The following is a 20285-nucleotide window of genomic DNA, read 5'->3' on the forward strand; positions in this document are numbered from 1 at the left end:
TGATGGGCGCTCGGATCGAGTTCCGCAGGTGTTCCCGAAAACTCTCAGAGAAAGGACAGCTTCGGTCGTTTCTCATGGGTCTCTCACATCAGAGCCCAAGTTTATGGCACATAAAGCCCGCCTAATGTCCGGGGAATGCATTCCGAGCCTGCCATCGAAAGCCGCGTCACCCGCGGTCGCCGCCGCAAACGCGGCAACGAGTCCGCCGAAGGGCCCGTGTTCGTTGACAACTCCGGACGCCGGGCCCGGCTGCTGCGCCGGATCGGTCTCCTCCTGGGGGTCGTCTGCCTCGGGTACGCGGCCGTGCTCGGCGCGGCCTTCATGGGCTGGGGCACCTCGCTCACACCGTCGCAGCTGCTGCCGTTCGCGGGCGGCGGGCCCGGCGGTGGCCGGCCGCAGGACGGAGGGCCGCAGGGCGAGGGGCAGGGGGGTGTCGGGCCGGGGGGCCCGGGCGCCGCCCCGCCGAGCGGCGTCCCCTCGGCTCCGCCCCAGGTCACCGAAGACGGCACCGCCGGTTCCGCCACGTCCCCGTCCACCGCGTCCCCGTCGGCCTCCGCCGCCGCGGGCGCCAACTGACCGGGGCCGCCGTATGACCACGACCACCCCCTCCCGCGGCCGCCGCCGCGCCCCCTCCCGGATGGAGCGGGCCGCCGGCAAGGCCGCCGCGCTGCAGAGGCCGCGCGTCATCCTCGCCCTGCTGCTCCTGCTCGCGCTGATCTGCGTGATGCTCCTCGACGGCTATCTGCGCGCCGAGGTCGGCGGCGACCAGCGGGTACGCACCGGGGCCGGCTCCAGCGACGTACCGGACGACGTCCTGGACGGCGGGCCGATCGTCACCTTCCGCGGCGGACAGGCCACGACCGTCTCCGTCCCCGACAAGACGATCGCGCTCACCTTCGACGACGGACCCAACCCGACCTGGACGCCCCAGGTGCTGGCGATCCTCGAGAAGTACGACGTGCCCGCCACGTTCTTCCTGGTCGGCTCGATGGTGTCGCGCTACCCGGGCATCGTCGAGGACATGGTCGAGCAGGGCCACGAGGTGGGCATCCACACCTTCACGCACGTCGACCTGTCGTACCAGAGCGATGCCCGGGTCCGGCGCGAGATGGAGCAGACCCAGCTCGCGCTGGCGGGCGCGGCCGACATCACGACCACCCTGTTCCGGGCGCCGTACTCCTCGGAGACGGACGCCATCGACAACTACAGCTGGCCCGTCTACAAGAAGCTCGGCGAGGACGGCTACACCAGCGTCTTCGTCGACACCGACAGCGACGACTGGAAGCGGCCGGGCGTCTCGAAGATCGTCCAGTGGGCCACGCCGAAGAAGAACAAGGGCGCGTCGGTCCTCTTCCACGACGCGGGCGGCGAGCGCTCGCAGACGATCAAGGCGCTGCCGCAATACATCGAGAAGATGCGGGCGAAGGGGTACACCTTCACCACCATCAGCGGCGTCGTGGAGCAGGGACGTGGCTCCGGGCAGCAGCAGCCCGGAACCGGAGGACCCCAGAGCGCCGCGAACGGCCCTCAGGGCACCGCGAACACCCTCCAGGCCGCCCACCGCGAGGCCACCGGCGCGATCCTCTACGAGGGCAAGGCCCTGGTCGCCGCCGTGGCGGTCGCCGAGTGGGCCGTGCCGACGCTGTCCGTCGGCCTGATGGTGGTCGGCGTGGCCGTCATCGGCCGCTTCGGGATGATGCTCGTCCTGGCCCGCCGCCACTACCGCCTGCGCAACAGGCGCCGCTTCAGCTGGGGGCCGACGGTCACCCGGCCGGTGAGTGTGATCGTCCCGGCGTACAACGAGAAGGAGTGCATCGCCAACACCCTCGCCTCGCTGGCGCGGAGCACGCACCCGATCGAGATCATCGTCGTGGACGACGGCTCCACGGACGGCACGGCCGAGATCGCCGAGTCCCTCGGCATGCCCAACGTGCGTGTCGTCCGCCAGGCCAACGCGGGCAAGCCGGCCGCCCTCAACAACGGCGTACGGAACGCGGCCTACGACATCGTGGTGATGATGGACGGCGACACCGTCTTCGAGCCGGACACCGTACGGCAGCTCGTCCAGCCCTTCGCCGACCCGGAGGTCGGCGCGATCGCGGGCAACGCCAAGGTCGGCAACCGCACCACCCTCATCGGCGCATGGCAGCACATCGAGTACGTGATGGGCTTCAACCTCGACCGGCGCATGTACGACCTGCTGCGCTGCATGCCGACCATCCCCGGCGCGATCGGCGCCTTCCGCCGCGAGGCGGTGCTCCAGGTCGGCGGCATGAGCGAGGACACCCTCGCCGAGGACACCGACATCACCATCGCGATGCACCGCGCCGGCTGGCGGGTCGTCTACCAGGAGCACGCGCGCGCCTGGACCGAGGCGCCGGGCTCCCTCAAGCAGCTCTGGTCCCAGCGCTACCGCTGGTCGTACGGCACGATGCAGGCGCTGTGGAAGCACCGCAAGTCGCTCACGGACAAGGGACCTTCGGGGCGTTTCGGGCGGGTCGGCATGCCGCTGGTGGTGCTGTTCCAGATCGTCACGCCGGTCTTCGCCCCGCTCATCGACGTGTTCACGGCCTACTCGATGATCTTCATCGACTTCGAGGCGGCGCTGCTGGCCTGGCTCGCGGTGCTCGGGGTCCAGCTGGTGTGCGCGGCGTACGCCTTCCGCCTGGACCGCGAGAAGTACCGCTATCTGCTGATGATGCCGCTCCAGCAGCTGGCCTACCGCCAGATGATGTACCTCGTCCTCATCCACTCCTGCGTCACCGCCCTGACCGGCGGCCGGCTGCGCTGGCAGAAGCTGAAGCGGACCGGCGAGGTCGGCACCCCGGCGGGGGCGGGCTGATGGGGGCGCACAGCAGGACGGCCGAGCGGGTGCTCCCGGAGGCCGTCGCCCGCCCGGTGCGGGACCGCTACTTCGACACGCTGCGGGCCGTCGCCCTGGTCCGCGTCGTCACGTACCACACCTTCGGCTGGGCCTGGGCCGGGCTGGTCTTCCCCTCCATGGGGGTCATGTTCGCCCTGGCCGGGACCCTCATGGCGCGGTCCCTCCAGCGCCCCGCCCTCACGGTGATCAGAAGCCGCCTGCGCAGACTGCTGCCGCCCTTCTGGTTCTGGGGCGTGTTCGTGGTGGGCGCGATGCTGGTGCACGGCTGGATGCCCGGCTGGCAGATCGTCTACTGGGTGGTGCCGCTCGGCGACCCGCCGGGCAACGCCTGGGGCGAGCAGGCCTGGGAGATCCTCTGGTACCTGCGGACGTACCTGTGGTTCGTGCTGCTCTCCCCGCTCCTGCTACGGGTCTTCCGGCTCGCCCCGATCCCTGTGCTGCTGCTGTCCCTGGGGCCCGTACCGGCCTTCCAGTTCGTGTGGCAGCCCCCGGACGACCGGCTCGGCGCCGCGCTGTGGGACCTGGCGACGTTCCTGTTCTGCTGGCTCCTCGGCTTCGCGCACCACGACGGCGTCCTGGCCCGGCTGAAGCCCGCCGCGCTGCTCCCGCTCGCGTCGGCCGTCCTCGCGTTCGGCGGCTGGTACGCCCTCGCGCACCAGGCCGAGTACGGCACGTACGACCTCGACGAGAACCCGCTCGCGCAGGCCTTCTGGTCGGCCGGGTTCGTGACGCTGCTGATGTACGCCAAGGCCCGCTTCCGGACCGACTTCGCGGGACTCGCCCGGTTCCGGCGGCTGGACCGGCTCGTGACCGTCTTCAACGCCCGGGCCGTCACGCTCTACCTCTGGCACGAGATCGCCCTGATCCTCGCCGTACCGCTGATCGACCGGCTCTGGAACGTGCCCGCCTTCGAGGCGTACCTGCCGCTGGACAGCCAGTGGTTCATGTTCGGGGTCGGCTGGGTGCTGATCGCGGTGTTCGTGCTGCTGTGCGGGTGGGTGGAGGACGTGGCGGCACGGAAGAAGCCGCGGCTCCTTCCCCGATCGGGTGCTGCAAGAATGGGCGCGTGACCCGCGCATCCCTGGACAAGCAGCCGCACGAAGTCGCCTCGATGTTCGACGACGTGGCGGAACGGTACGACCTGACCAACGACGTGCTGTCCCTCGGCCAGGACCGGCGATGGCGCAAGGAGGTCGCCAAGGCGGTCGACGCGCGCCCCGCCCAGAAGGTCCTCGACCTGGCGGCGGGCACGGGCACCTCCTCGCTGCCCTTCGCGCAGACCGGTGCCTACGTCGTCCCGTGCGACTTCTCCCAGGGCATGCTCCAGGTCGGCAAGCAGCGCCGGCCCTGGCTGCCCTACACCGCCGGCGACGCGACGCGGCTCCCCTTCAAGGACGACACCTTCGACGCCGTCACCATCTCCTTCGGGCTGCGCAACGTGCAGGACACGGACACGGCCCTGCGGGAGATGCAGCGCGTGACCCGGCCCGGCGGGCGGATCGTGATCTGCGAGTTCTCGCACCCGACGTGGGCGCCGTTCCGCACCGTCTACACCGAGTACCTGATGCGCGCCCTGCCGCCGGTCGCCAGGGCCGTGTCCTCCAACCCCGACGCCTACGTCTACCTCGCCGAGTCCATCCGCGCCTGGCCCGACCAGCCCGCGCTGGCCGAGCGGCTGGGCAAGGCCGGCTGGTCGCGGGTGGCCTGGCGGAACCTGAGCGGCGGGATCGTCGCCCTGCACCGGGGCTTCAAGGAGAGCTGAACCCCTCCGGGCAGCCGCCGGCTACGGGGAGCTGAGCACCATGTACGGGTCGCCCGGCTCGTCCAGCTCCCGTTGCAGACCGCCCCGGGGCGGTCTCGGGATCCGCGGCTCGTGCACGCCTCCGCCGCCCTCGCCGGGGCCGAAGTCGAACCACACGTAGACCATCGAGTCCCGCGGCACCTCGGCCTCGGGCTGCGGGTACTGACGTACGACGTAGTCGACGACGGCGAGATGGAAGTCGGGCCGGTCCGGCGCGTTGAGGAACAGGCCCCGCGACCGGGCCGTCTCGCGCGCGTCCACGGCCATCAGACCGACCAGACGCGGTACGCGCACTTCGGGTGCTTTGCGGGATATCTGCACAGAGGTCACCCCCAGCGGTACAGGAAGGGTAACTCCGGGCCCGTACCGGCCGGAAGCGACGGATGTCTTTCTGTGACAGTCGACTACGCAGGGTGATGTCGTCGTCTCAGAGGTCGAGCCGGTAGCAGTGCCCCGCGCGGTCCGACGCCAACGTCGTGAACGTCTCGGCGAGGCGCATTCCCAGCCGCCGGGTGACCGCGATGGACCGGCTGTTGCGGGCGTCGACCATCGCCACCACGCCCGGAACACCGGCCGCCCGCATCCGCTCCAGCGTCTGCCGCGCGGCCGCGGTGACGTACCCCTTGCCCCAGTGCTCCCGGCCCAGGCGCCAGCCGATCTCGATCTCCCCCTTCGGCCCCCAGTCCCGCTCCCAGGGCTGGGCCCCGGTGAAGCCGATGACCTGACCGGACTCGTCGAGCAGGGTCCACAGGCAGAAGCCGCGCTCGGCGTCGTGCCGGCGCTGGCGGGCGGTGAGCTCCTCGTAGACCGACAGTTCGGCGGCCTTTCCGCCGTGGAACTCCATGACGTCCGGGTCGTCGAAGATCCGGTGCCAGGCGAACGCGTCCTCGTGGGTGGGCACGCGCAGTCGCACAGCGGGGAGGGCAGGGTTCACGGAGGCATCCCTTCAGCAGGTGATCGATACCGCTGCATAGACTGCCCATGTCCTGTGCCGGCCGGCACACAGATTCCGAAGCTTGGGGAGATCCCGCCGTGACCGTCGTGACCGAGCCTCTCTCCGAGAACACCGCCGATGTGATCGTCGTGGGCGCGGGGCCGGCCGGCTCCACGACCGCCTACCACCTCGCCAAAGCGGGACTCGACGTCCTCCTGCTGGAGAAGACCGCGTTCCCGCGCGAGAAGGTCTGCGGCGACGGCCTCACCCCGCGCGCCGTCAAACAGCTCGTGGCGATGGGCATCGACATCTCGGAGGAGGCCGGCTGGCTGCGCAACAAGGGCCTGCGGATCATCGGCGGCGGAGTGCGCCTCCAGCTCGACTGGCCGGATCTCGCCTCTTTCCCCGACTACGGCCTCGTCCGCAAGCGCGACGACTTCGACGACCAGCTCGCCCGGCAGGCCCAGAAGGCGGGCGCCAGGCTGTTCGAGCGCTGCAACGTCGGCGCCCCGGTCATCGACGACCGCACCGGCCGGATCACCGGTGTGCACGCCAAGCTCGGTGAGGAGAAGCGCGAAGTCACCTTCCACGCGCCGCTCGTCGTCGCCGCCGACGGCAACTCCACGCGCCTCTCCCTCGCGATGGGCCTGCACCGCCGCGAGGACCGCCCGATGGGCGTGGCCGTACGGACGTACTTCGAGAGCCCCCGCCACGAGGACGACTACCTGGAGTCCTGGCTGGAGCTGTGGGACCGCCGGGGCCCGGGGGAGGACCGGCTCCTGCCCGGCTACGGCTGGATCTTCGGCATGGGCGACGGCACCTCCAACGTCGGCCTGGGCGTGCTCAACACCTCCGACTCCTTCAAGGAGCTGGACTGGCGCGAGGTCCTGAAGGCCTGGTGCGCGTCCATGCCGGAGGACTGGGGCTACACCCCCGACCACATGACCGGCCCGATCCGCGGGGCGGCGCTCCCGATGGCCTTCAACCGCCAGCCGCACTACACCAAGGGCCTGCTGCTCGTCGGTGACGCCGGCGGCCTGGTGAACCCCTTCAACGGCGAGGGCATCGCCTACGCCATGGAGTCCGGCCAGATCGCCGCCGACGTCATCGTCCAGGCCCACGCCCGCGCGACCCCCGCGGGGCGTGAACTCGCCCTCCAGCGCTACCCACGCGTCCTGAAGGACACGTACGGCGGCTACTACACACTCGGCCGTGCCTTCGTGAAGCTCATCGGCAATCCGAAGGTCATGCAGATCGCGGCCCAGCGCGGTCTCACGCACCCGCTGCTGATGAAGTTCACCCTGAAGCTCCTCGCGAACCTCACGGACCCGACCGGCGGCGACGCGATGGACCGCATCATCAACGGGCTGAGCAAGGTGGCCCCGAAGGCCTGATCACGCACGCGGCGCCGGGCCCGATCAGGTACTCAGCGCCTCGACGTTGGCGGCCCGGCGCGCGAGCACCTCGTCCCGCCGGTCCGCCGCCTGCCGCAGCGCGTCCTTCCGCTCCCGCCTGGAGAGCCGGTCCAGATAGAGCCGCCCGGCGCAGTGGTCGGCCTCATGGGCGAGGCAGCGCGCGAAGTACCCCGTGCCCTCGATCACGACCGGCTCGCCGTCCCGGTCGAACCCGCGCACGACGGCCCGGTCCGGCCGCGGTACGTCCATGGTGGCACCCGGCACCGACAGGCACCCCTCGCCTTCGTCGAGCAGCCTCCGGTGAGCGGCGTCGAGCGGCTCCAGGACCGGGTTGACGATGTGCCCGACGTGCCGCACCCCGTCGTCGTCCGGGCAGTCGTACACGAACAGCCGCAGGCCGACACCGACCTGGTTCGCGGCGAGCCCGGCTCCGTCCGCGGTGTACATGGTCAGGAACATGTCGTCGATGTGCGCGGCGAGGTCCGGGCCGAACTCGGTGACGTCCCGGCACGGCTTGTGCAGGACCTCCTCGCCGGCCTCGGTGATCCGCCTGACCTTCCCGCGCCGTGCCTCGGGCGTGAGCCGGGGGTACGAGTCGACGGGCCGTCCCTGTACGAAGACGCTCGACATCCTGCTCTCCTCGGGTGTCGGTGGGTGACCGGCACCCATCATGGGCCAGAGGGCCGTCTGAGCACCGCGCTACGGCTCGGTCTGCTCCGGGCACACTTCGGCCCCGAAAGGCCGGGAGACGGCCGTGAGGGCGGCAGGAGGGGTGCGGACACGCCGGGAGGGCCGCTGCCTCCGAGAGGCAGCGGCCCTCAAACCCGTGTGCGTGACGTCAGAGGACGCGGACGGCACCCGACGCCGGGTAGCCCGACAGGTCCTGGATGACGACGCCCTTGGACGGGTTGGCCGCGTCCAGGTACTGGCCGTCGCCGATGTAGACACCCACGTGGTACGCGGAGCCCTTGCCACCCCAGTACAGGATGTCGCCGACCTGGACGTCGGACAGCGGCACGTCGGTGCCGGCCATCGACTGGTCCTGCGAGACGCGCGGCAGATCCACACCAACCTGCTTGTACGCGGCCTGCACGAGGGAGGAGCAGTCCCAGGCGCTGGGACCGGTGGCGCCCATGACGTAGGCGTCGCCGACCTGAGCCTTGAGGAAGGCGACGACGGTCGCGACGCTGCCGCTGGCAGGCGCGGTCGTCGAGGTGGACGCCGACGCGGAGGCGGAAGCGGAGAGGGTGGCGCGCTCGGCGCTGCGCGTGGCGCGCTCGGCGGCGGCCTTGCGGGCTTCCTCGGCGGCCTTCTTCTTGGCCTCCGCCTTCTTCTTCGCCTCGGCGAGGTCCTTCTTGGCCTCGGTGGCGGCCTTGGCGGCGGCGGCGTCACGCTCGGCGCGCAGCTCGTAGTTCGCGGCGGCCTGCTGCGTGGCGGCCGCGGACTGGGCGACCTGAGTGGCCATGTCGGCCGTCAGGGTGGGCAGTTCGATGGTCTGCGTCACCGGCTCGGCGGCGCTCGCCGAGGCCGACGCACCCGCCGCTGCCAGGCTGAGGATGCCACCGGTGACTCCGGCACGCACGGCGATCGTCGAGGTCGCACTGCGGCGGGGTTTCCGGTGGCTGCGTATGTGAGCGGTGTGGGACATGGGAACAACCGGTACCAGGGGCTCCTTCATATCTTCAAGAAACGTGTGCTGCGCCACAGTTGTTCAATCGAGCCCTCAAAACCCCCGCTCGAGGCCCTTTATTGACGCCGTAACGGACATTGCGGGCACACCGTGACCGGGCTGTGATCACGGTCTTTGATCAATACGCCCGAATTGCCCCGCACCTACCACCGGTTGCGTTGATTGGCCAAGCCCCGTTCTCATGGATCTCTCATCGGTGTGACGGAGGTCACGGAACGGTAGCCCCGGTGCTCGCGTCGCGCGCCGTGGATCACGAGCCGGTCACGGCCTCGCGAAGATCGTGAACGCGCGCACACGTCCACATCCCGCTCCACATGCCCTCTGATGTGTGAATGCGGCCTCTATCAAGAGATCGAGCCCCTCGCCAATTTGCATGCAAGGGAACCCTCTTGATATTGAGACGGCCCTTCTGGCCTGCGCTGACTAGGTAAAATGTCACGTCTGGTGATCGCCCGGACGCTTCGCGTGTGAAGATCACCGCTCATCCGACTTCATGATCCTTCGTCAGGTGGTGGAGATCACAAAGGTTGAGTAATACCCCGTGTCGCAGATCACAGAGCGACAGGCATAAGATGCACGCGGTTGGGCTTGTGACCTGCTTCACATGTTCCCGATCTTCGCCGGGGCGGGCGGGGTTCGAGGGACGGACGGGGCGGAAGTGAGCCCGATGCAAACCGCCAGCAGTCAGTGCCGACTGAGAGGAGCGAGGAGCGGTGAACGCGTATGCGCCCATCCTCGTACTGGGAGCCCTCGGGGCAGGCTTTGCGATCTTCTCCGTGGTCATGGCCACGTTGATCGGGCCGAAGCGGTACAACCGGGCCAAGCTCGAGGCCTACGAGTGCGGGATCGAGCCGACCCCCACGCCGGCCGGCGGCGGGCGCTTCCCCATCAAGTACTACCTGACGGCGATGCTCTTCATCATTTTCGATATCGAGATCGTCTTCCTCTACCCCTGGGCCGTCACCTTCGACGCCCTGGGGATCTTCGGGCTCGTGGAGATGCTGCTCTTCGTGCTCACCGTCTTCGTCGCGTACGCGTACGTATGGCGGCGCGGCGGCCTGGAATGGGACTGAGGGGCCTTTAGTCATGGGACTCGAAGAAAAGCTGCCGAGCGGCTTCCTGCTGACCACCGTCGAGCAGGCCGCGGGCTGGGTGCGCAAGTCGTCCGTCTTCCCCGCCACGTTCGGCCTCGCCTGCTGTGCCATCGAGATGATGACCACCGGCGCCGGCCGTTATGACCTGGCGCGCTTCGGCATGGAGGTCTTCCGGGGCTCGCCCCGGCAGGCGGACCTGATGATCGTCGCCGGCCGGGTCAGCCAGAAGATGGCGCCGGTACTGCGGCAGGTCTACGACCAGATGCCGAACCCCAAGTGGGTGATCTCCATGGGGGTCTGCGCCTCCTCGGGCGGCATGTTCAACAACTACGCCATCGTCCAGGGCGTCGACCACATCGTGCCGGTCGACATCTATCTCCCCGGCTGCCCGCCACGGCCGGAGATGCTGATGGACGCCATCCTCAAGCTCCACCAGAAGATCCAGTCCTCCAAGCTCGGCGTGAACGCCGAGGAGGCGGCCCGCGAGGCGGAGGAGGCGGCGCTCAAGGCCCTGCCCACGATCGAGATGAAGGGGCTGCTGCGATGAGCGACGCGAACGGCACGGGCGGCGCCAACCCGGAGAAGGACCTGTCGGCCTCCAACCTCCCCGGCCGGCGCGGCGAGGGCGGCGAGGAGATCCGCGTCCAGCGCGGCATGTTCGGCGCGAACAACGGCGGCGACACCTCCGGCTACGGCGGCCTGGTCCGCTCGGTCCGGCTCCCGGGCCAGACGAACCGCCCCTACGGCGGCTGGTTCGACGAGGTCGCCGACGAGCTGGAGGGAGCCCTGGAGGAACAGGGACTGCTCCCGGAGAACGCCATCGAGAAGACGGTCGTCGACCGCGACGAGCTGACCTTCCACATCGAGCGCGAGCACCTGGTCCGCGTCGCCCGCACCCTGCGCGACGACCCGGCCCTGCGCTTCGAGCTGTGCACCGGCGTCAGCGGCGTCCACTACCCGAACGACAAGGGCCGCGAGCTGCACGCCGTCTACCACCTGCGCTCGATCACCCACAACAGGCTGATCCGCCTGGAGGTCAGCGCCCCCGACGGCGACCCGCACATCCCGTCGCTGTTCTCCGTCTATCCGACGAACGACTGGCACGAGCGCGAGACGTACGACTTCTTCGGCATCGTCTTCGACGGTCACCCGGCCCTGACGCGGATCATGATGCCGGACGACTGGCAGGGCTTCCCGCAGCGCAAGGACTATCCCCTCGGCGGTATCCCCGTCGAGTACAAGGGCGCCCAGATCCCGGCTCCGGACCAGCGGAGGTCGTACTCATGAGCACTTCGCACGCCTCCCCTCGCGAGACCACCGAGGGCACCGTCTACACCGTCACCGGCGGCGACTGGGACGAGGTCGTCGAGTCGGCGGCCCGCGCCGACGACGAGCGCATCGTCGTCAACATGGGCCCGCAGCACCCGTCCACGCACGGCGTGCTCCGTCTGATCCTGGAGATCGACGGCGAGACCGTCACCGAGGCCCGCTGCGGCATCGGCTACCTGCACACCGGCATCGAGAAGAACCTCGAGTACCGGACGTGGACGCAGGGCACGACGTTCGTGACGCGCATGGACTACCTGACGCCGTTCTTCAACGAGACGGCGTACTGCCTCGGCGTCGAGAAGCTCCTCGGCATCGAGGACCAGATCCCGGACCGGGCCTCGATCATCCGGGTGCTCCTGATGGAGCTGAACCGGCTGTCGTCGCACCTGGTGTGCATCGCCACCGGCGGCATGGAGCTCGGCGCCACCACGGTCATGATCTACGGATTCCGTGATCGTGAACTCATTCTCGATATCTACGAGCTGATCACCGGCCTGCGGATGAACCACGCGTACATCCGCCCCGGCGGACTCGCCCAGGACCTGCCGCCCGGCGCGGTGGACCACATCCGCGAGTTCGTGAAGAAGATGAAGAAGAACCTCCCGGAGTACGACAAGCTCGCCACCGGGAACCCCATCTTCAAGGCCCGTATGCAGGACGTCGGCTATCTGGACCTGGCCGGCTGCATGGCCCTCGGCGCGACGGGCCCGATCCTGCGCTCCACCGGCCTGCCGCACGACCTGCGCAAGACGCAGCCGTACTGCGGCTACGAGACGTACGACTTCGACGTCCCGACCGCCGACACCTGCGACTCCTACGGCCGCTTCCTGATCCGGCTGGAGGAGATGCGCCAGTCGCTCCGGATCGTCGAGCAGTGCCTGGACCGGCTCCAGCCCGGCCCGGTCATGGTCGCCGACAAGAAGATCGCCTGGCCCGCCCAGCTCGCCCTCGGGCCCGACGGACTCGGCAACTCCCTCGACCACATCAAGAAGATCATGGGCACCTCCATGGAGGCCCTGATCCATCACTTCAAGCTGGTCACCGAGGGCTTCCGCGTCCCGCCGGGCCAGGCGTACGCGGCGGTCGAGTCGCCCAAGGGCGAACTCGGGGTGCACGTCGTGTCCGACGGCGGCACCCGCCCCTACCGGGTCCACTTCCGCGACCCGTCCTTCACCAACCTGCAGGCCATGGCGGCGATGTGCGAGGGCGGCCAGGTCGCCGACGTCATCGTCGCCGTCGCGTCCATCGACCCCGTGATGGGAGGCGTCGACCGGTGACCACCTCTTCTTCCGAGCGGGGCGTCAGCCTGGGCATGCCCGAACTGCCCGCGCCCGCCTACCCGGACGACGTCCGGGCCCGACTGGAGACGGACGCGCGCGAGGTCATCGCCCGCTACCCGGACTCCCGGTCCGCCCTCCTGCCCCTGCTGCACCTCGTGCAGTCGGAGGAGGGACACGTCACGCGCACGGGCATGCGGTTCTGCGCGGACATCCTCGGCCTGACCACGGCCGAGGTCACCGCGGTCGCCACCTTCTACTCCATGTACCGGCGCCGGCCGAGCGGTGACTACCAGGTCGGGGTGTGCACCAACACCCTGTGCGCGGTCATGGGCGGGGACGCGATCTTCGAGGAGCTCCAGGAGCACCTCGGCGTCGGCAACGGCGAGACCACCGACGACGGCAAGGTCACCCTGGAGCACATCGAGTGCAACGCGGCCTGCGACTTCGCGCCGGTCGTGATGGTCAACTGGGAGTTCTTCGACAACCAGACCCCGGGCAGCGCCAAGCGCCTCGTCGACGACCTGCGCGCGGGACGCCCGGTCACGCCCACGCGCGGTGCGCCGCTGTGCACCTTCAAGGAGACCGCCCGGGTCCTGGCCGGATTCCCCGACGAGCGGGACGGGGCCGTCGAGTCCGGAGGAAGCGCGGGACACGCCTCCCTGGTCGGCCTGAAGCTCGCCAAGGGGGAGGCCGCACCCGCGCGCGTGGTGCATCCCCGCGGTGAGGCGGCCCGGACCGAGACACCCCACGACCCGTCACCGACGGAGCACTTGAGCTCGCACGACGCGCCGCAGGACACGTCGGCCTCCGACCCGGCCCACCCGGCCGGGCCCGCCGCCGAGGAGGGGGAGTGATGACCTTGGCACCCGAGCTGAAAGACATGAGCCCCGAGAAGCTGCTCGCACCGGTGCTGTCGGCCTTCTGGGACGAGGACAAGTCCTGGACGCTGGACGTGTACCGAAGGCACGAGGGGTACGAAGGGCTGCGCAAGGCGCTCGCCATGTCGCCGGACGACGTGATCGCGTACGTCAAGGAGTCCGGTCTGCGCGGGCGCGGCGGCGCGGGATTCCCGACGGGGATGAAGTGGCAGTTCATTCCCCAGGGGGATGGAAAGCCGCACTATCTAGTTGTCAACGCCGACGAGTCGGAGCCGGGGACGTGCAAGGACATCCCGCTCCTCTTCGCGAACCCGCACAGCCTCATCGAGGGCATGATCATCGCGTGTTACGCCATCAGGTCTTCGCATGCCTTCATCTATCTGCGTGGTGAAGTCGTACCGGTGCTGCGGCGGTTGCACTCCGCCGTACGCGAGGCGTACGAGGCGGGCTTCCTGGGCGAGAACATCCAGGGCAGCGGACTCGACCTCGACATCACCGTGCACGCGGGCGCGGGCGCGTACATCTGCGGTGAGGAGACCGCACTGCTGGACTCGCTCGAAGGCCGCCGGGGTCAACCGCGGCTCCGTCCTCCCTTCCCTGCTGTCGCGGGTCTCTACGCATGCCCGACTGTGGTGAACAACGTCGAGTCGATCGCGTCGGTTCCCGCCATCATGAGCCGGGGCAAAGACTGGTTCCGGTCGATGGGGAGTGAGAAGTCGCCAGGCTTCACGCTCTACTCCCTGTCCGGCCATGTCGCGGGCCCCGGTCAGTACGAGGCGCCGCTCGGGATCACGCTCCGCCAGCTCCTCGACATGAGCGGCGGCATGCGCCCCGGCCATCGCCTCAAGTTCTGGACGCCGGGGGGCTCCTCGACCCCGATGTTCACCGACGAGCATCTCGACGTCCCTCTTGATTACGAAGGAGTGGGCGCCGCGGGTTCCATGCTCGGCACAAAAGCTCTCCAGTGCTTCGACGAGACGACCTGCGTGGTCCGTGCCGTCACGCGCTGGACCGAGTTCTACGCCCACGAGTCCTGCGGCAAGTGCACGCCCTGCCGCGAAGGCACGTACTGGCTCGTGCAGTTGCTGCGCGACATCGAGGCCGGCAAGGGACGGATGTCCGACCTCGACAAGCTGAACGACATCGCCGACAACATCAACGGCAAGTCCTTCTGCGCCCTCGGCGACGGCGCCGCCTCGCCGATCTTCTCCTCGCTCAAGTACTTCCGCGAGGAGTACGAGCAGCACATCACGGGCCGGGGCTGCCCCTTCGACCCGGCCAGGTCGACGGCCTGGGCCGACCGCACGGAGGTGAACGCATGACCGTGACCACCAGCTCTCCCTCCGGCGGGGGAGAAGCGGCGGTCCCGCCGGAGGACCTCGTGTCGCTGACGATCGACGGCGCCGAGATCAGCGTGCCCAAGGGCACCCTGGTCATCCGGGCCGCCGAGCAGCTCGGCATCGAGATCCCCCGGTTCTGCGACCACCCGCTCCTCGATCCGGCCGGCGCCTGCCGCCAGTGCATCGTCGAGGTCGAGGGCCAGCGCAAGCCCATGGCGTCCTGCACCATCACCTGCACCGACGGGATGGTGGTGAAGACCCACCTCACCTCGCCGGTCGCCGAGAAGGCCCAGAAGGGTGTGATGGAGCTCCTGCTCATCAACCACCCGCTGGACTGCCCGGTCTGCGACAAGGGCGGCGAGTGCCCGCTGCAGAACCAGGCCATGTCGCACGGCGACGCCGAGTCCCGCTTCGAGGGCCGCAAGCGCACGTACGAGAAGCCCGTGCCGATCTCCACGCAGGTGCTGCTCGACCGTGAGCGCTGCGTGCTGTGCGCCCGCTGCACCCGGTTCTCCAACCAGATCGCGGGCGACCCGATGATCGAGCTGGTCGAGCGGGGCGCGCTCCAGCAGGTCGGCACCGGCGAGGGCGACCCGTTCGAGTCGTACTTCTCCGGCAACACCATCCAGATCTGCCCGGTCGGCGCGCTGACCTCGGCGGCGTACCGATTCCGCTCCCGCCCCTTCGACCTGGTCTCCTCCCCGTCGGTGTGCGAGCACTGCTCCGGCGGCTGCGCGACGCGCACCGACCACCGGCGCGGCAAGGTCATGCGGCGGCTCGCGGCCGACGACCCCGAGGTCAACGAGGAGTGGATCTGCGACAAGGGGCGGTTCGGGTTCCGGTACGCGCAGCAGCGGGACCGGCTTCAGACGCCGCTCGTGCGCAACGCCGAGGGTGAGCTGGAACCGGCCTCCTGGCCCGAGGCGCTGCAGATCGCGGCCCAGGGGCTGCTGGCCTCCCGAGGCCGCACCGGCGTCCTGACCGGCGGCCGGCTCACCATCGAGGACTCCTACGCGTACAGCAAGTTCGCGCGCGTGGCGCTCGACACCAACGACATCGACTTCCGCGCGCGCGTGCACAGCGCCGAGGAGGCCGACTTCCTCGCCGCCCAGGTCGCCGGGCGCGGCCGGGACCTCGACGGTACGGGCGTCACGTACACCGCGCTGGAGAAGGCGCCCGCCGTCCTGCTGGTCGGGTTCGAGGCGGAGGAGGAGGCGCCCGGCGTCTTCCTGCGGCTGCGCAAGGCCTGGCGGGGGCACGGACAGCGGGTCTTCTCGCTGGCCACGCACGCCACCCGCGGTCTGGCGAAGGCCGGGGGCACGCTGCTGCCCGCGGCTCCCGGCACCGAGACCGAGTGGCTGGACGCGCTCGGCAGCGGCGCCGGCCTGGAGGACGACGGCGCCACGGCCGCCGAGGCGCTGCGCGCCGAGGGCGCCGTGATCGTCGTCGGCGAGCGGCTGGCCGCGGTGGCCGGCGGACTCACCGCCGCCATGCGCACCGCGACCGCCACCGGCGCCCGGCTGGTGTGGATCCCGCGCCGGGCCGGGGAACGCGGCGCGATCGAGGCGGGCGCGCTGCCGTCGCTGCTGCCGGGCGGACGCCCGGCCACCGACCCACGCGCGCGTGACGAGGTCGCCGGCGTCTGGGGCGTGGCCGGCCTCCCGCACCGCTACGGCCGCGACACCGGCCAGATCGTCGAGGCCGCCGCGACCGGCGAGCTGCAGGCGCTGCTGGTGGCGGGCGTGGAGATCGCCGACCTGCCCGACCCGGCACGCGCGCGTGAGGCGCTCGACGAGGTCGGCTTCCTGGTCTCCCTCGAACTGCGGCCCAGCGAGATCAGCCGCGAGGCCGATGTCGTCCTGCCCGTCGGCGCGGTCGCCGAGAAGGCCGGCACCTTCCTCAACTGGGAAGGCCGGGTGCGCTTCTTCGAGGCCGCGCTCAAGCCCGACCAGATGACCCGCCGCCTCGCGCCGACCGACGCGCGGGTGCTGCAGATGCTGGCCGACGCCATGGACGTCCACCTCGGACTGCCGGATCTGCGCACCGTGCGCGCGGAGATCGACCGGCTCGGCTCCTGGGACGGCCCGCGGGCCGGCGAACCCCTGGAGACCGCGGCCGCGCTGCCCCGCCCGGCCGTCGGCGAGGCCGTCCTCGCCGGGCACCGGCTGCTGCTCGACCAGGGCCTCCTCCAGCAGGGCGACGAGGCACTCGCCGGAACCCGGCACGCCGCACGCGCGCGTGTGTCGGCCGCGACGGCCGCCGAGGCGGGCGTCAAGGACGGCGACCTCCTCGCCGTGACCGGCCCGCAGGGCGCCGTGGAACTCCCGCTCCAGATCAGTGAGATGCCCGACCGGGTGGTGTGGCTGCCGCTGAACTCCAGCGGTGGCGGCGTCGCCTCCGACACCGGGGCGCGGCCCGGCTCCCTCGTCCGCATCGGACCGGCGACGCTCGCCGGCGAGGCCCCCAAGGAGGTGGAGGCATGAGCCCGTATCTCCTCGCCGCTGAAGACCTCTCGATGTTCGGCCGCGACCCCTGGTGGCTGGTCGTCATCAAGGCGGTGTTCTGCTTCGCCTTCCTGATGGTGACCGTGCTGATCTCCATCGTCATGGAGCGCAAGGTCGTCGCCTGGATGCAGCTGCGCGTCGGCCCCAACCGGCACGGCCCCTGGGGCATGCTCCAGTCGCTCGCCGACGGCATCAAACTGATGCTCAAGGAAGACGTGATCGTCAAGCGCGCGGACAAGGCGGTCTACGTCCTCGCGCCGATCATCGCGGCCATCCCGGCCTTCATGGCGATCGCGGTGATCCCCTTCGGCCCGGCCGGCAACGAGATCTCGATCTTCGGCCAGCGCACCACGATGCAGCTCACCGACCTGCCGATCGCGATGCTCTACATCCTCGCGGTCGCCTCGGTCGGCATCTACGGCATCGTCCTCGCGGGCTGGAGCTCCGGCTCGACGTACCCGCTGCTGGGCGGCCTGCGCTCCTGCGCGCAGATGATCTCCTACGAGATCGCGATGGGCGCCGCCTTCGCCTCCGTGTTCCTCTACTCGGGGTCGATGTCGACGTCGACGATCGTCGAGCAGCAGGCCGACCGCTGGTACATCCTGCTGCTGCCGCTCTCCTTCATCCTCTACATCGTCACCATGGTCGGCGAGACCAACCGCGCCCCCTTCGACATGCCGGAGTCCGAGGGCGACCTGGTCGGCGGCTTCAACACCGAGTACTCGTCGATCAAGTTCGCGATGTTCATGCTCGCCGAGTACGTCAACATGGTGACCGTCTCGGCCGTCGCCACCACGCTGTTCCTCGGCGGCTGGCGGGCCCCCTGGCCGATCAGCACCTTCTGGGAGGGCGCGAACCACGGCTGGTGGCCGATGCTCTGGTTCACCGTCAAGGTCCAGCTGCTGCTGTTCATGTTCATCTGGATCCGCGGCACGCTCCCGCGCGTCCGCTACGACCAGCTGATGAAGCTCGGCTGGAAGGTCCTCATCCCGGTCTCGCTGGTGTGGCTGATGCTCGTCGCCACCGTGCGCGCCCTGCGGAACGAGAACTACGACTTCGCCGACATCGTGCTCTACGTCGGCGGCGGCGTGCTGGCCCTGCTGGTGCTCTCCTTCGTCGTCGACATGTTCCGCGAGAAGTCCAAGGAGGCCGAGCGGCCGGCCGAGACCCCGGCGGCCTTCGACCCCATGGCGGGCGGATTCCCCGTACCGCCGCTGCCCGGACAGGAGCTTCCGCCGGCTCCCCGGCGCCGCTCGCGCCGTGAGCGGGAGCTGATTGTCAGTGGTGGGCCCGATACTCAGAGTGACGGATCTCTGGACGGATCTACGGATGGAAAGGAGGCGTCAGATGGCTGAGGAACCGAAGGACACCAAGCCCGGTTTCCAGAACCCCGTGGCCGGCTTCGGCGTGACCTTCAAGGCCATGTTCAAGAAGCGGCTGACCGAGCAGTACCCGGAGCAGAAGAAGACCACGGCTCCGCGCTTCCACGGACGGCACCAGCTCAACCGCCATCCGGACGGCCTGGAGAAGTGCGTCGGCTGTGAGCTGTGCGCGTGGGCCTGCCCCGCGGACGCGATCTATGTGGAGGGCGCGGACAACACCGACGAGGAGCGCTACTCGCCGGGCGAGCGGTACGGCCGCGTCTACCAGATCAACTACGCCCGCTGCATCCTGTGCGGCCTGTGCATCGAGGCGTGCCCCACGCGCGCGCTCACGATGACGAACGAGTTCGAGCTGGCCGACTCCAGCCGGGCCAACCTCATCTACACCAAGGAGCAGTTGCTCGCCGGTCTCGAGGACGGCATGGTCGACTCGCCCCACGCCATCTACCCGGGGACGGACGAACAGGACTACTACCGGGGCCTGGTCACCGAGGCCGCGCCCGGCACGGAGCAGCAGGTCGTCCACTCCGAGGGCGAGGTCGTGCAGGAGGCCGACTCCACCTTCGGCGACACCGAGCCGGCGTCGGGGAAGGTGGTCGGCCGATGACCGCCCAGCTCGCCGCCTACTCCACCTCCACCGGAGAAGCCGTCCAGTTCTGGATCCTCGGCACGATCGCGGTGATCGGCGCCCTGTGCACCATCCTCATGAAGAGGGCCGTGCACAGTGCGCTCTGCCTCGCCGGCACCATGATCATCCTGGCGGTTTTCTACCTCGCCAACGGCGCCTACTTCCTGGGCGTCGTCCAGATCGTCGTCTACACCGGCGCGATCATGATGCTGTTCCTGTTCGTGGTGATGCTCGTGGGTGTGACCGCGGCGGACTCCCTGAAGGAGACCATCAAGGGCCAGCGCTGGCTGGCCCTGCTGTGCGGTCTCGGCTTCGGCGTCCTGCTGGTCGGCGGCATCGGCAACGCCTCGCTCACGGAGTTCAACGGCCTCGGCCAGGCGAACGCCGGGGGCAATGTGGAGGGCATCGCCGCCCTCATCTTCACCAAGTACGTCTTCGCCTTCGAGATCACCGGCGCCCTGCTCATCACGGCCGCCGTCGGCGCCATGGTGCTCACCCACCGCGAGCGCACCGAGCGGGCCAAGACGCAGCGGGAGCTCTCCGAGGAGCGGGTCCGCGCAGGAAAGCAACTGCCGCCCCTGCCGGCCCCCGGTGTGTACGCCCGGCACAACGCGGTCGACATCGCGGGCCTGCTGCCCGACGGCACACCCTCCGACCTCACCGTCAGCAAGACGCTGCGCGAGCGCGGCCAGATCCGCGACGTGTCGCAGGAGGCGCTCAACGACCTCAAGGCTCTGGAGCAGCGGTCCGAGGACCGCCTGGAGCGCAGGGCGGTCGGGCCGGCGAAGTTCCAGCGGTCCGAGGAGGCGTCGAAGTGAACCCCGTCAACTACCTCTATCTCGCGGCCCTGCTGTTCACGATCGGCGCCACCGGCGTGCTGATCAGGCGCAACGCGATCGTCGTGTTCATGTGCATCGAGCTCATGCTCAACGCCTGCAACCTCGCGTTCGTCGCCTTCTCCCGGATGCACGGCAACCTCGACGGACAGATCATCGCGTTCTTCACGATGGTCGTCGCCGCCGCCGAGGTCGTGGTCGGGCTCGCGATCATCGTGTCCCTGTTCCGTGCCCGTCACTCGGCCTCGGTCGACGACGCCAGCCTGATGAAGCTGTAAGGGGTCGGAAGA

General features: G+C 69.7%; 20 protein-coding genes. 16 read left to right on the top strand and 4 right to left on the bottom strand.

What is annotated here, in order from left to right:
* Nucleotides 1-135: 135 nt before the first annotated feature.
* The 4 genes from ACFT4A_RS09250 to ACFT4A_RS09265 are packed head-to-tail and all read left to right on the top strand — an operon-like array spanning nt 136 to nt 4646.
* A complete protein-coding gene (locus tag ACFT4A_RS09250; protein ID WP_382827404.1) occupies nt 136-576 on the top strand; it encodes a hypothetical protein in 441 nt (146 codons plus the stop codon).
* A 13-nt stretch (nt 577-589) separates the two neighbouring features.
* Nucleotides 590-2842: a bifunctional polysaccharide deacetylase/glycosyltransferase family 2 protein gene (locus ACFT4A_RS09255; RefSeq protein WP_382827406.1), complete on the top strand. Its 2253-nt coding sequence runs from the start codon at nt 590-592 to the stop codon at nt 2840-2842.
* Nucleotides 2842-3954, top strand: coding sequence for an acyltransferase (locus tag ACFT4A_RS09260; RefSeq protein WP_382827408.1), 1113 nt, complete (start codon nt 2842-2844; stop codon nt 3952-3954). The genes ACFT4A_RS09255 and ACFT4A_RS09260 overlap by 1 nt, the downstream gene beginning before the upstream one ends.
* The gene (locus ACFT4A_RS09265; protein WP_376386778.1) at nt 3951-4646 is read left to right on the top strand and encodes a demethylmenaquinone methyltransferase; all 696 of its coding nucleotides are present in this window, start codon (nt 3951-3953) and stop codon (nt 4644-4646) included. The genes ACFT4A_RS09260 and ACFT4A_RS09265 overlap by 4 nt, the downstream gene beginning before the upstream one ends.
* Before the next feature lie 21 nt (nt 4647-4667).
* Here ACFT4A_RS09265 and ACFT4A_RS09270 read toward each other — a convergent pair whose 3' ends face one another.
* Nucleotides 4668-4979 carry a PASTA domain protein gene (locus tag ACFT4A_RS09270; protein WP_382827410.1) on the bottom strand — a complete coding sequence of 104 codons (312 nt, stop codon included), beginning with the start codon at nt 4977-4979 and terminating at the stop codon, nt 4668-4670.
* A gap of 133 nt (nt 4980-5112) precedes the next feature.
* A complete protein-coding gene (locus ACFT4A_RS09275; protein ID WP_382827412.1) occupies nt 5113-5619 on the bottom strand; it encodes a GNAT family N-acetyltransferase in 507 nt (168 codons plus the stop codon).
* Nucleotides 5620-5717: 98 nt separating this feature from the next.
* Between ACFT4A_RS09275 and ACFT4A_RS09280 the strand changes: the two genes are divergently transcribed.
* On the top strand, nt 5718-7013 hold the full coding sequence (locus tag ACFT4A_RS09280; RefSeq protein ID WP_382827414.1) for a geranylgeranyl reductase family protein: 1296 nt from the start codon (nt 5718-5720) through the stop codon (nt 7011-7013).
* 24 nt (nt 7014-7037) lie between these two features.
* On the opposite strand, the gene def is transcribed toward ACFT4A_RS09280, so the two are convergent.
* Together def and ACFT4A_RS09290 are read right to left on the bottom strand one after the other, a co-directional pair.
* Entirely contained in the window at nt 7038-7664 is a 627-nt protein-coding gene (gene def, locus ACFT4A_RS09285; protein ID WP_382827416.1) for a peptide deformylase, read from the bottom strand.
* A 208-nt stretch (nt 7665-7872) separates the two neighbouring features.
* Entirely contained in the window at nt 7873-8712 is an 840-nt protein-coding gene (locus ACFT4A_RS09290) for a C40 family peptidase (protein ID WP_382827418.1), read from the bottom strand.
* A gap of 725 nt (nt 8713-9437) precedes the next feature.
* Between ACFT4A_RS09290 and ACFT4A_RS09295 the strand changes: the two genes are divergently transcribed.
* Genes ACFT4A_RS09295 through nuoK form a run of 11 tightly spaced genes read left to right on the top strand, consistent with a single transcriptional unit; the run spans nt 9438 to nt 20273 of the window.
* Nucleotides 9438-9797 (top strand): NADH-quinone oxidoreductase subunit A, encoded by a 360-nt coding sequence (locus ACFT4A_RS09295; RefSeq protein ID WP_003974383.1) that lies wholly within the window; start codon nt 9438-9440, stop codon nt 9795-9797.
* A gap of 13 nt (nt 9798-9810) precedes the next feature.
* A complete protein-coding gene (locus tag ACFT4A_RS09300) occupies nt 9811-10365 on the top strand; it encodes an NADH-quinone oxidoreductase subunit B family protein (protein WP_018528252.1) in 555 nt (184 codons plus the stop codon).
* Entirely contained in the window at nt 10362-11105 is a 744-nt protein-coding gene (locus tag ACFT4A_RS09305) for an NADH-quinone oxidoreductase subunit C (RefSeq protein ID WP_382827420.1), read from the top strand. Before ACFT4A_RS09300 ends, ACFT4A_RS09305 begins: the two co-directional genes overlap by 4 nt.
* Complete coding sequence (locus tag ACFT4A_RS09310; protein WP_382489191.1) at nt 11102-12424, top strand: NADH-quinone oxidoreductase subunit D; 1323 nt, start codon at nt 11102-11104, stop codon at nt 12422-12424. The genes ACFT4A_RS09305 and ACFT4A_RS09310 overlap by 4 nt, the downstream gene beginning before the upstream one ends.
* Nucleotides 12421-13281 carry an NADH-quinone oxidoreductase subunit NuoE gene (nuoE, locus tag ACFT4A_RS09315; RefSeq protein ID WP_382827422.1) on the top strand — a complete coding sequence of 287 codons (861 nt, stop codon included), beginning with the start codon at nt 12421-12423 and terminating at the stop codon, nt 13279-13281. Before ACFT4A_RS09310 ends, nuoE begins: the two co-directional genes overlap by 4 nt.
* Entirely contained in the window at nt 13281-14627 is a 1347-nt protein-coding gene (gene nuoF, locus ACFT4A_RS09320; protein ID WP_267944395.1) for an NADH-quinone oxidoreductase subunit NuoF, read from the top strand. Before nuoE ends, nuoF begins: the two co-directional genes overlap by 1 nt.
* Nucleotides 14624-17128, top strand: coding sequence for an NADH-quinone oxidoreductase subunit G (locus tag ACFT4A_RS09325; protein ID WP_382827424.1), 2505 nt, complete (start codon nt 14624-14626; stop codon nt 17126-17128). Before nuoF ends, ACFT4A_RS09325 begins: the two co-directional genes overlap by 4 nt.
* Nucleotides 17125-18504 carry an NADH-quinone oxidoreductase subunit NuoH gene (gene nuoH, locus ACFT4A_RS09330; RefSeq protein ID WP_382827426.1) on the top strand — a complete coding sequence of 460 codons (1380 nt, stop codon included), beginning with the start codon at nt 17125-17127 and terminating at the stop codon, nt 18502-18504. The genes ACFT4A_RS09325 and nuoH overlap by 4 nt, the downstream gene beginning before the upstream one ends.
* Entirely contained in the window at nt 18497-19138 is a 642-nt protein-coding gene (nuoI, locus tag ACFT4A_RS09335) for an NADH-quinone oxidoreductase subunit NuoI (RefSeq protein WP_382827428.1), read from the top strand. Before nuoH ends, nuoI begins: the two co-directional genes overlap by 8 nt.
* Entirely contained in the window at nt 19135-19977 is an 843-nt protein-coding gene (locus ACFT4A_RS09340) for an NADH-quinone oxidoreductase subunit J (protein WP_382827430.1), read from the top strand. The genes nuoI and ACFT4A_RS09340 overlap by 4 nt, the downstream gene beginning before the upstream one ends.
* Entirely contained in the window at nt 19974-20273 is a 300-nt protein-coding gene (nuoK, locus tag ACFT4A_RS09345) for an NADH-quinone oxidoreductase subunit NuoK (RefSeq protein WP_003992252.1), read from the top strand. Before ACFT4A_RS09340 ends, nuoK begins: the two co-directional genes overlap by 4 nt.
* Nucleotides 20274-20285: the final 12 nt, after the last annotated feature.

It is taken from the genome of Streptomyces sp. NPDC057099 (assembly GCF_042671245.1).
Lineage (GTDB): Bacteria > Actinomycetota > Actinomycetes > Streptomycetales > Streptomycetaceae > Streptomyces > Streptomyces purpurascens.

What these genes read in the sequence shown, in the direction of transcription:
- ACFT4A_RS09340 (WP_382827430.1), top strand. Translation starts at nt 19,135, where the DNA reads ATGACCGCCCAGCTCGCCGCCTACTCCACCTCCACCGGAGAAGCCGTC.
- nuoF (WP_267944395.1), top strand. Translation starts at nt 13,281, where the DNA reads ATGACCTTGGCACCCGAGCTGAAAGACATGAGCCCCGAGAAGCTGCTC.
- nuoI (WP_382827428.1), top strand. Translation starts at nt 18,497, where the DNA reads ATGGCTGAGGAACCGAAGGACACCAAGCCCGGTTTCCAGAACCCCGTG.
- ACFT4A_RS09250 (WP_382827404.1), top strand. Translation starts at nt 136, where the DNA reads ATGCATTCCGAGCCTGCCATCGAAAGCCGCGTCACCCGCGGTCGCCGC.
- ACFT4A_RS09260 (WP_382827408.1), top strand. Translation starts at nt 2,842, where the DNA reads ATGGGGGCGCACAGCAGGACGGCCGAGCGGGTGCTCCCGGAGGCCGTC.
- nuoH (WP_382827426.1), top strand. Translation starts at nt 17,125, where the DNA reads ATGAGCCCGTATCTCCTCGCCGCTGAAGACCTCTCGATGTTCGGCCGC.
- ACFT4A_RS09290 (WP_382827418.1), bottom strand. Translation starts at nt 8,712, where the DNA reads ATGAAGGAGCCCCTGGTACCGGTTGTTCCCATGTCCCACACCGCTCAC.
- ACFT4A_RS09305 (WP_382827420.1), top strand. Translation starts at nt 10,362, where the DNA reads ATGAGCGACGCGAACGGCACGGGCGGCGCCAACCCGGAGAAGGACCTG.
- ACFT4A_RS09325 (WP_382827424.1), top strand. Translation starts at nt 14,624, where the DNA reads ATGACCGTGACCACCAGCTCTCCCTCCGGCGGGGGAGAAGCGGCGGTC.
- def (WP_382827416.1), bottom strand. Translation starts at nt 7,664, where the DNA reads ATGTCGAGCGTCTTCGTACAGGGACGGCCCGTCGACTCGTACCCCCGG.
- ACFT4A_RS09310 (WP_382489191.1), top strand. Translation starts at nt 11,102, where the DNA reads ATGAGCACTTCGCACGCCTCCCCTCGCGAGACCACCGAGGGCACCGTC.
- ACFT4A_RS09255 (WP_382827406.1), top strand. Translation starts at nt 590, where the DNA reads ATGACCACGACCACCCCCTCCCGCGGCCGCCGCCGCGCCCCCTCCCGG.
- ACFT4A_RS09300 (WP_018528252.1), top strand. Translation starts at nt 9,811, where the DNA reads ATGGGACTCGAAGAAAAGCTGCCGAGCGGCTTCCTGCTGACCACCGTC.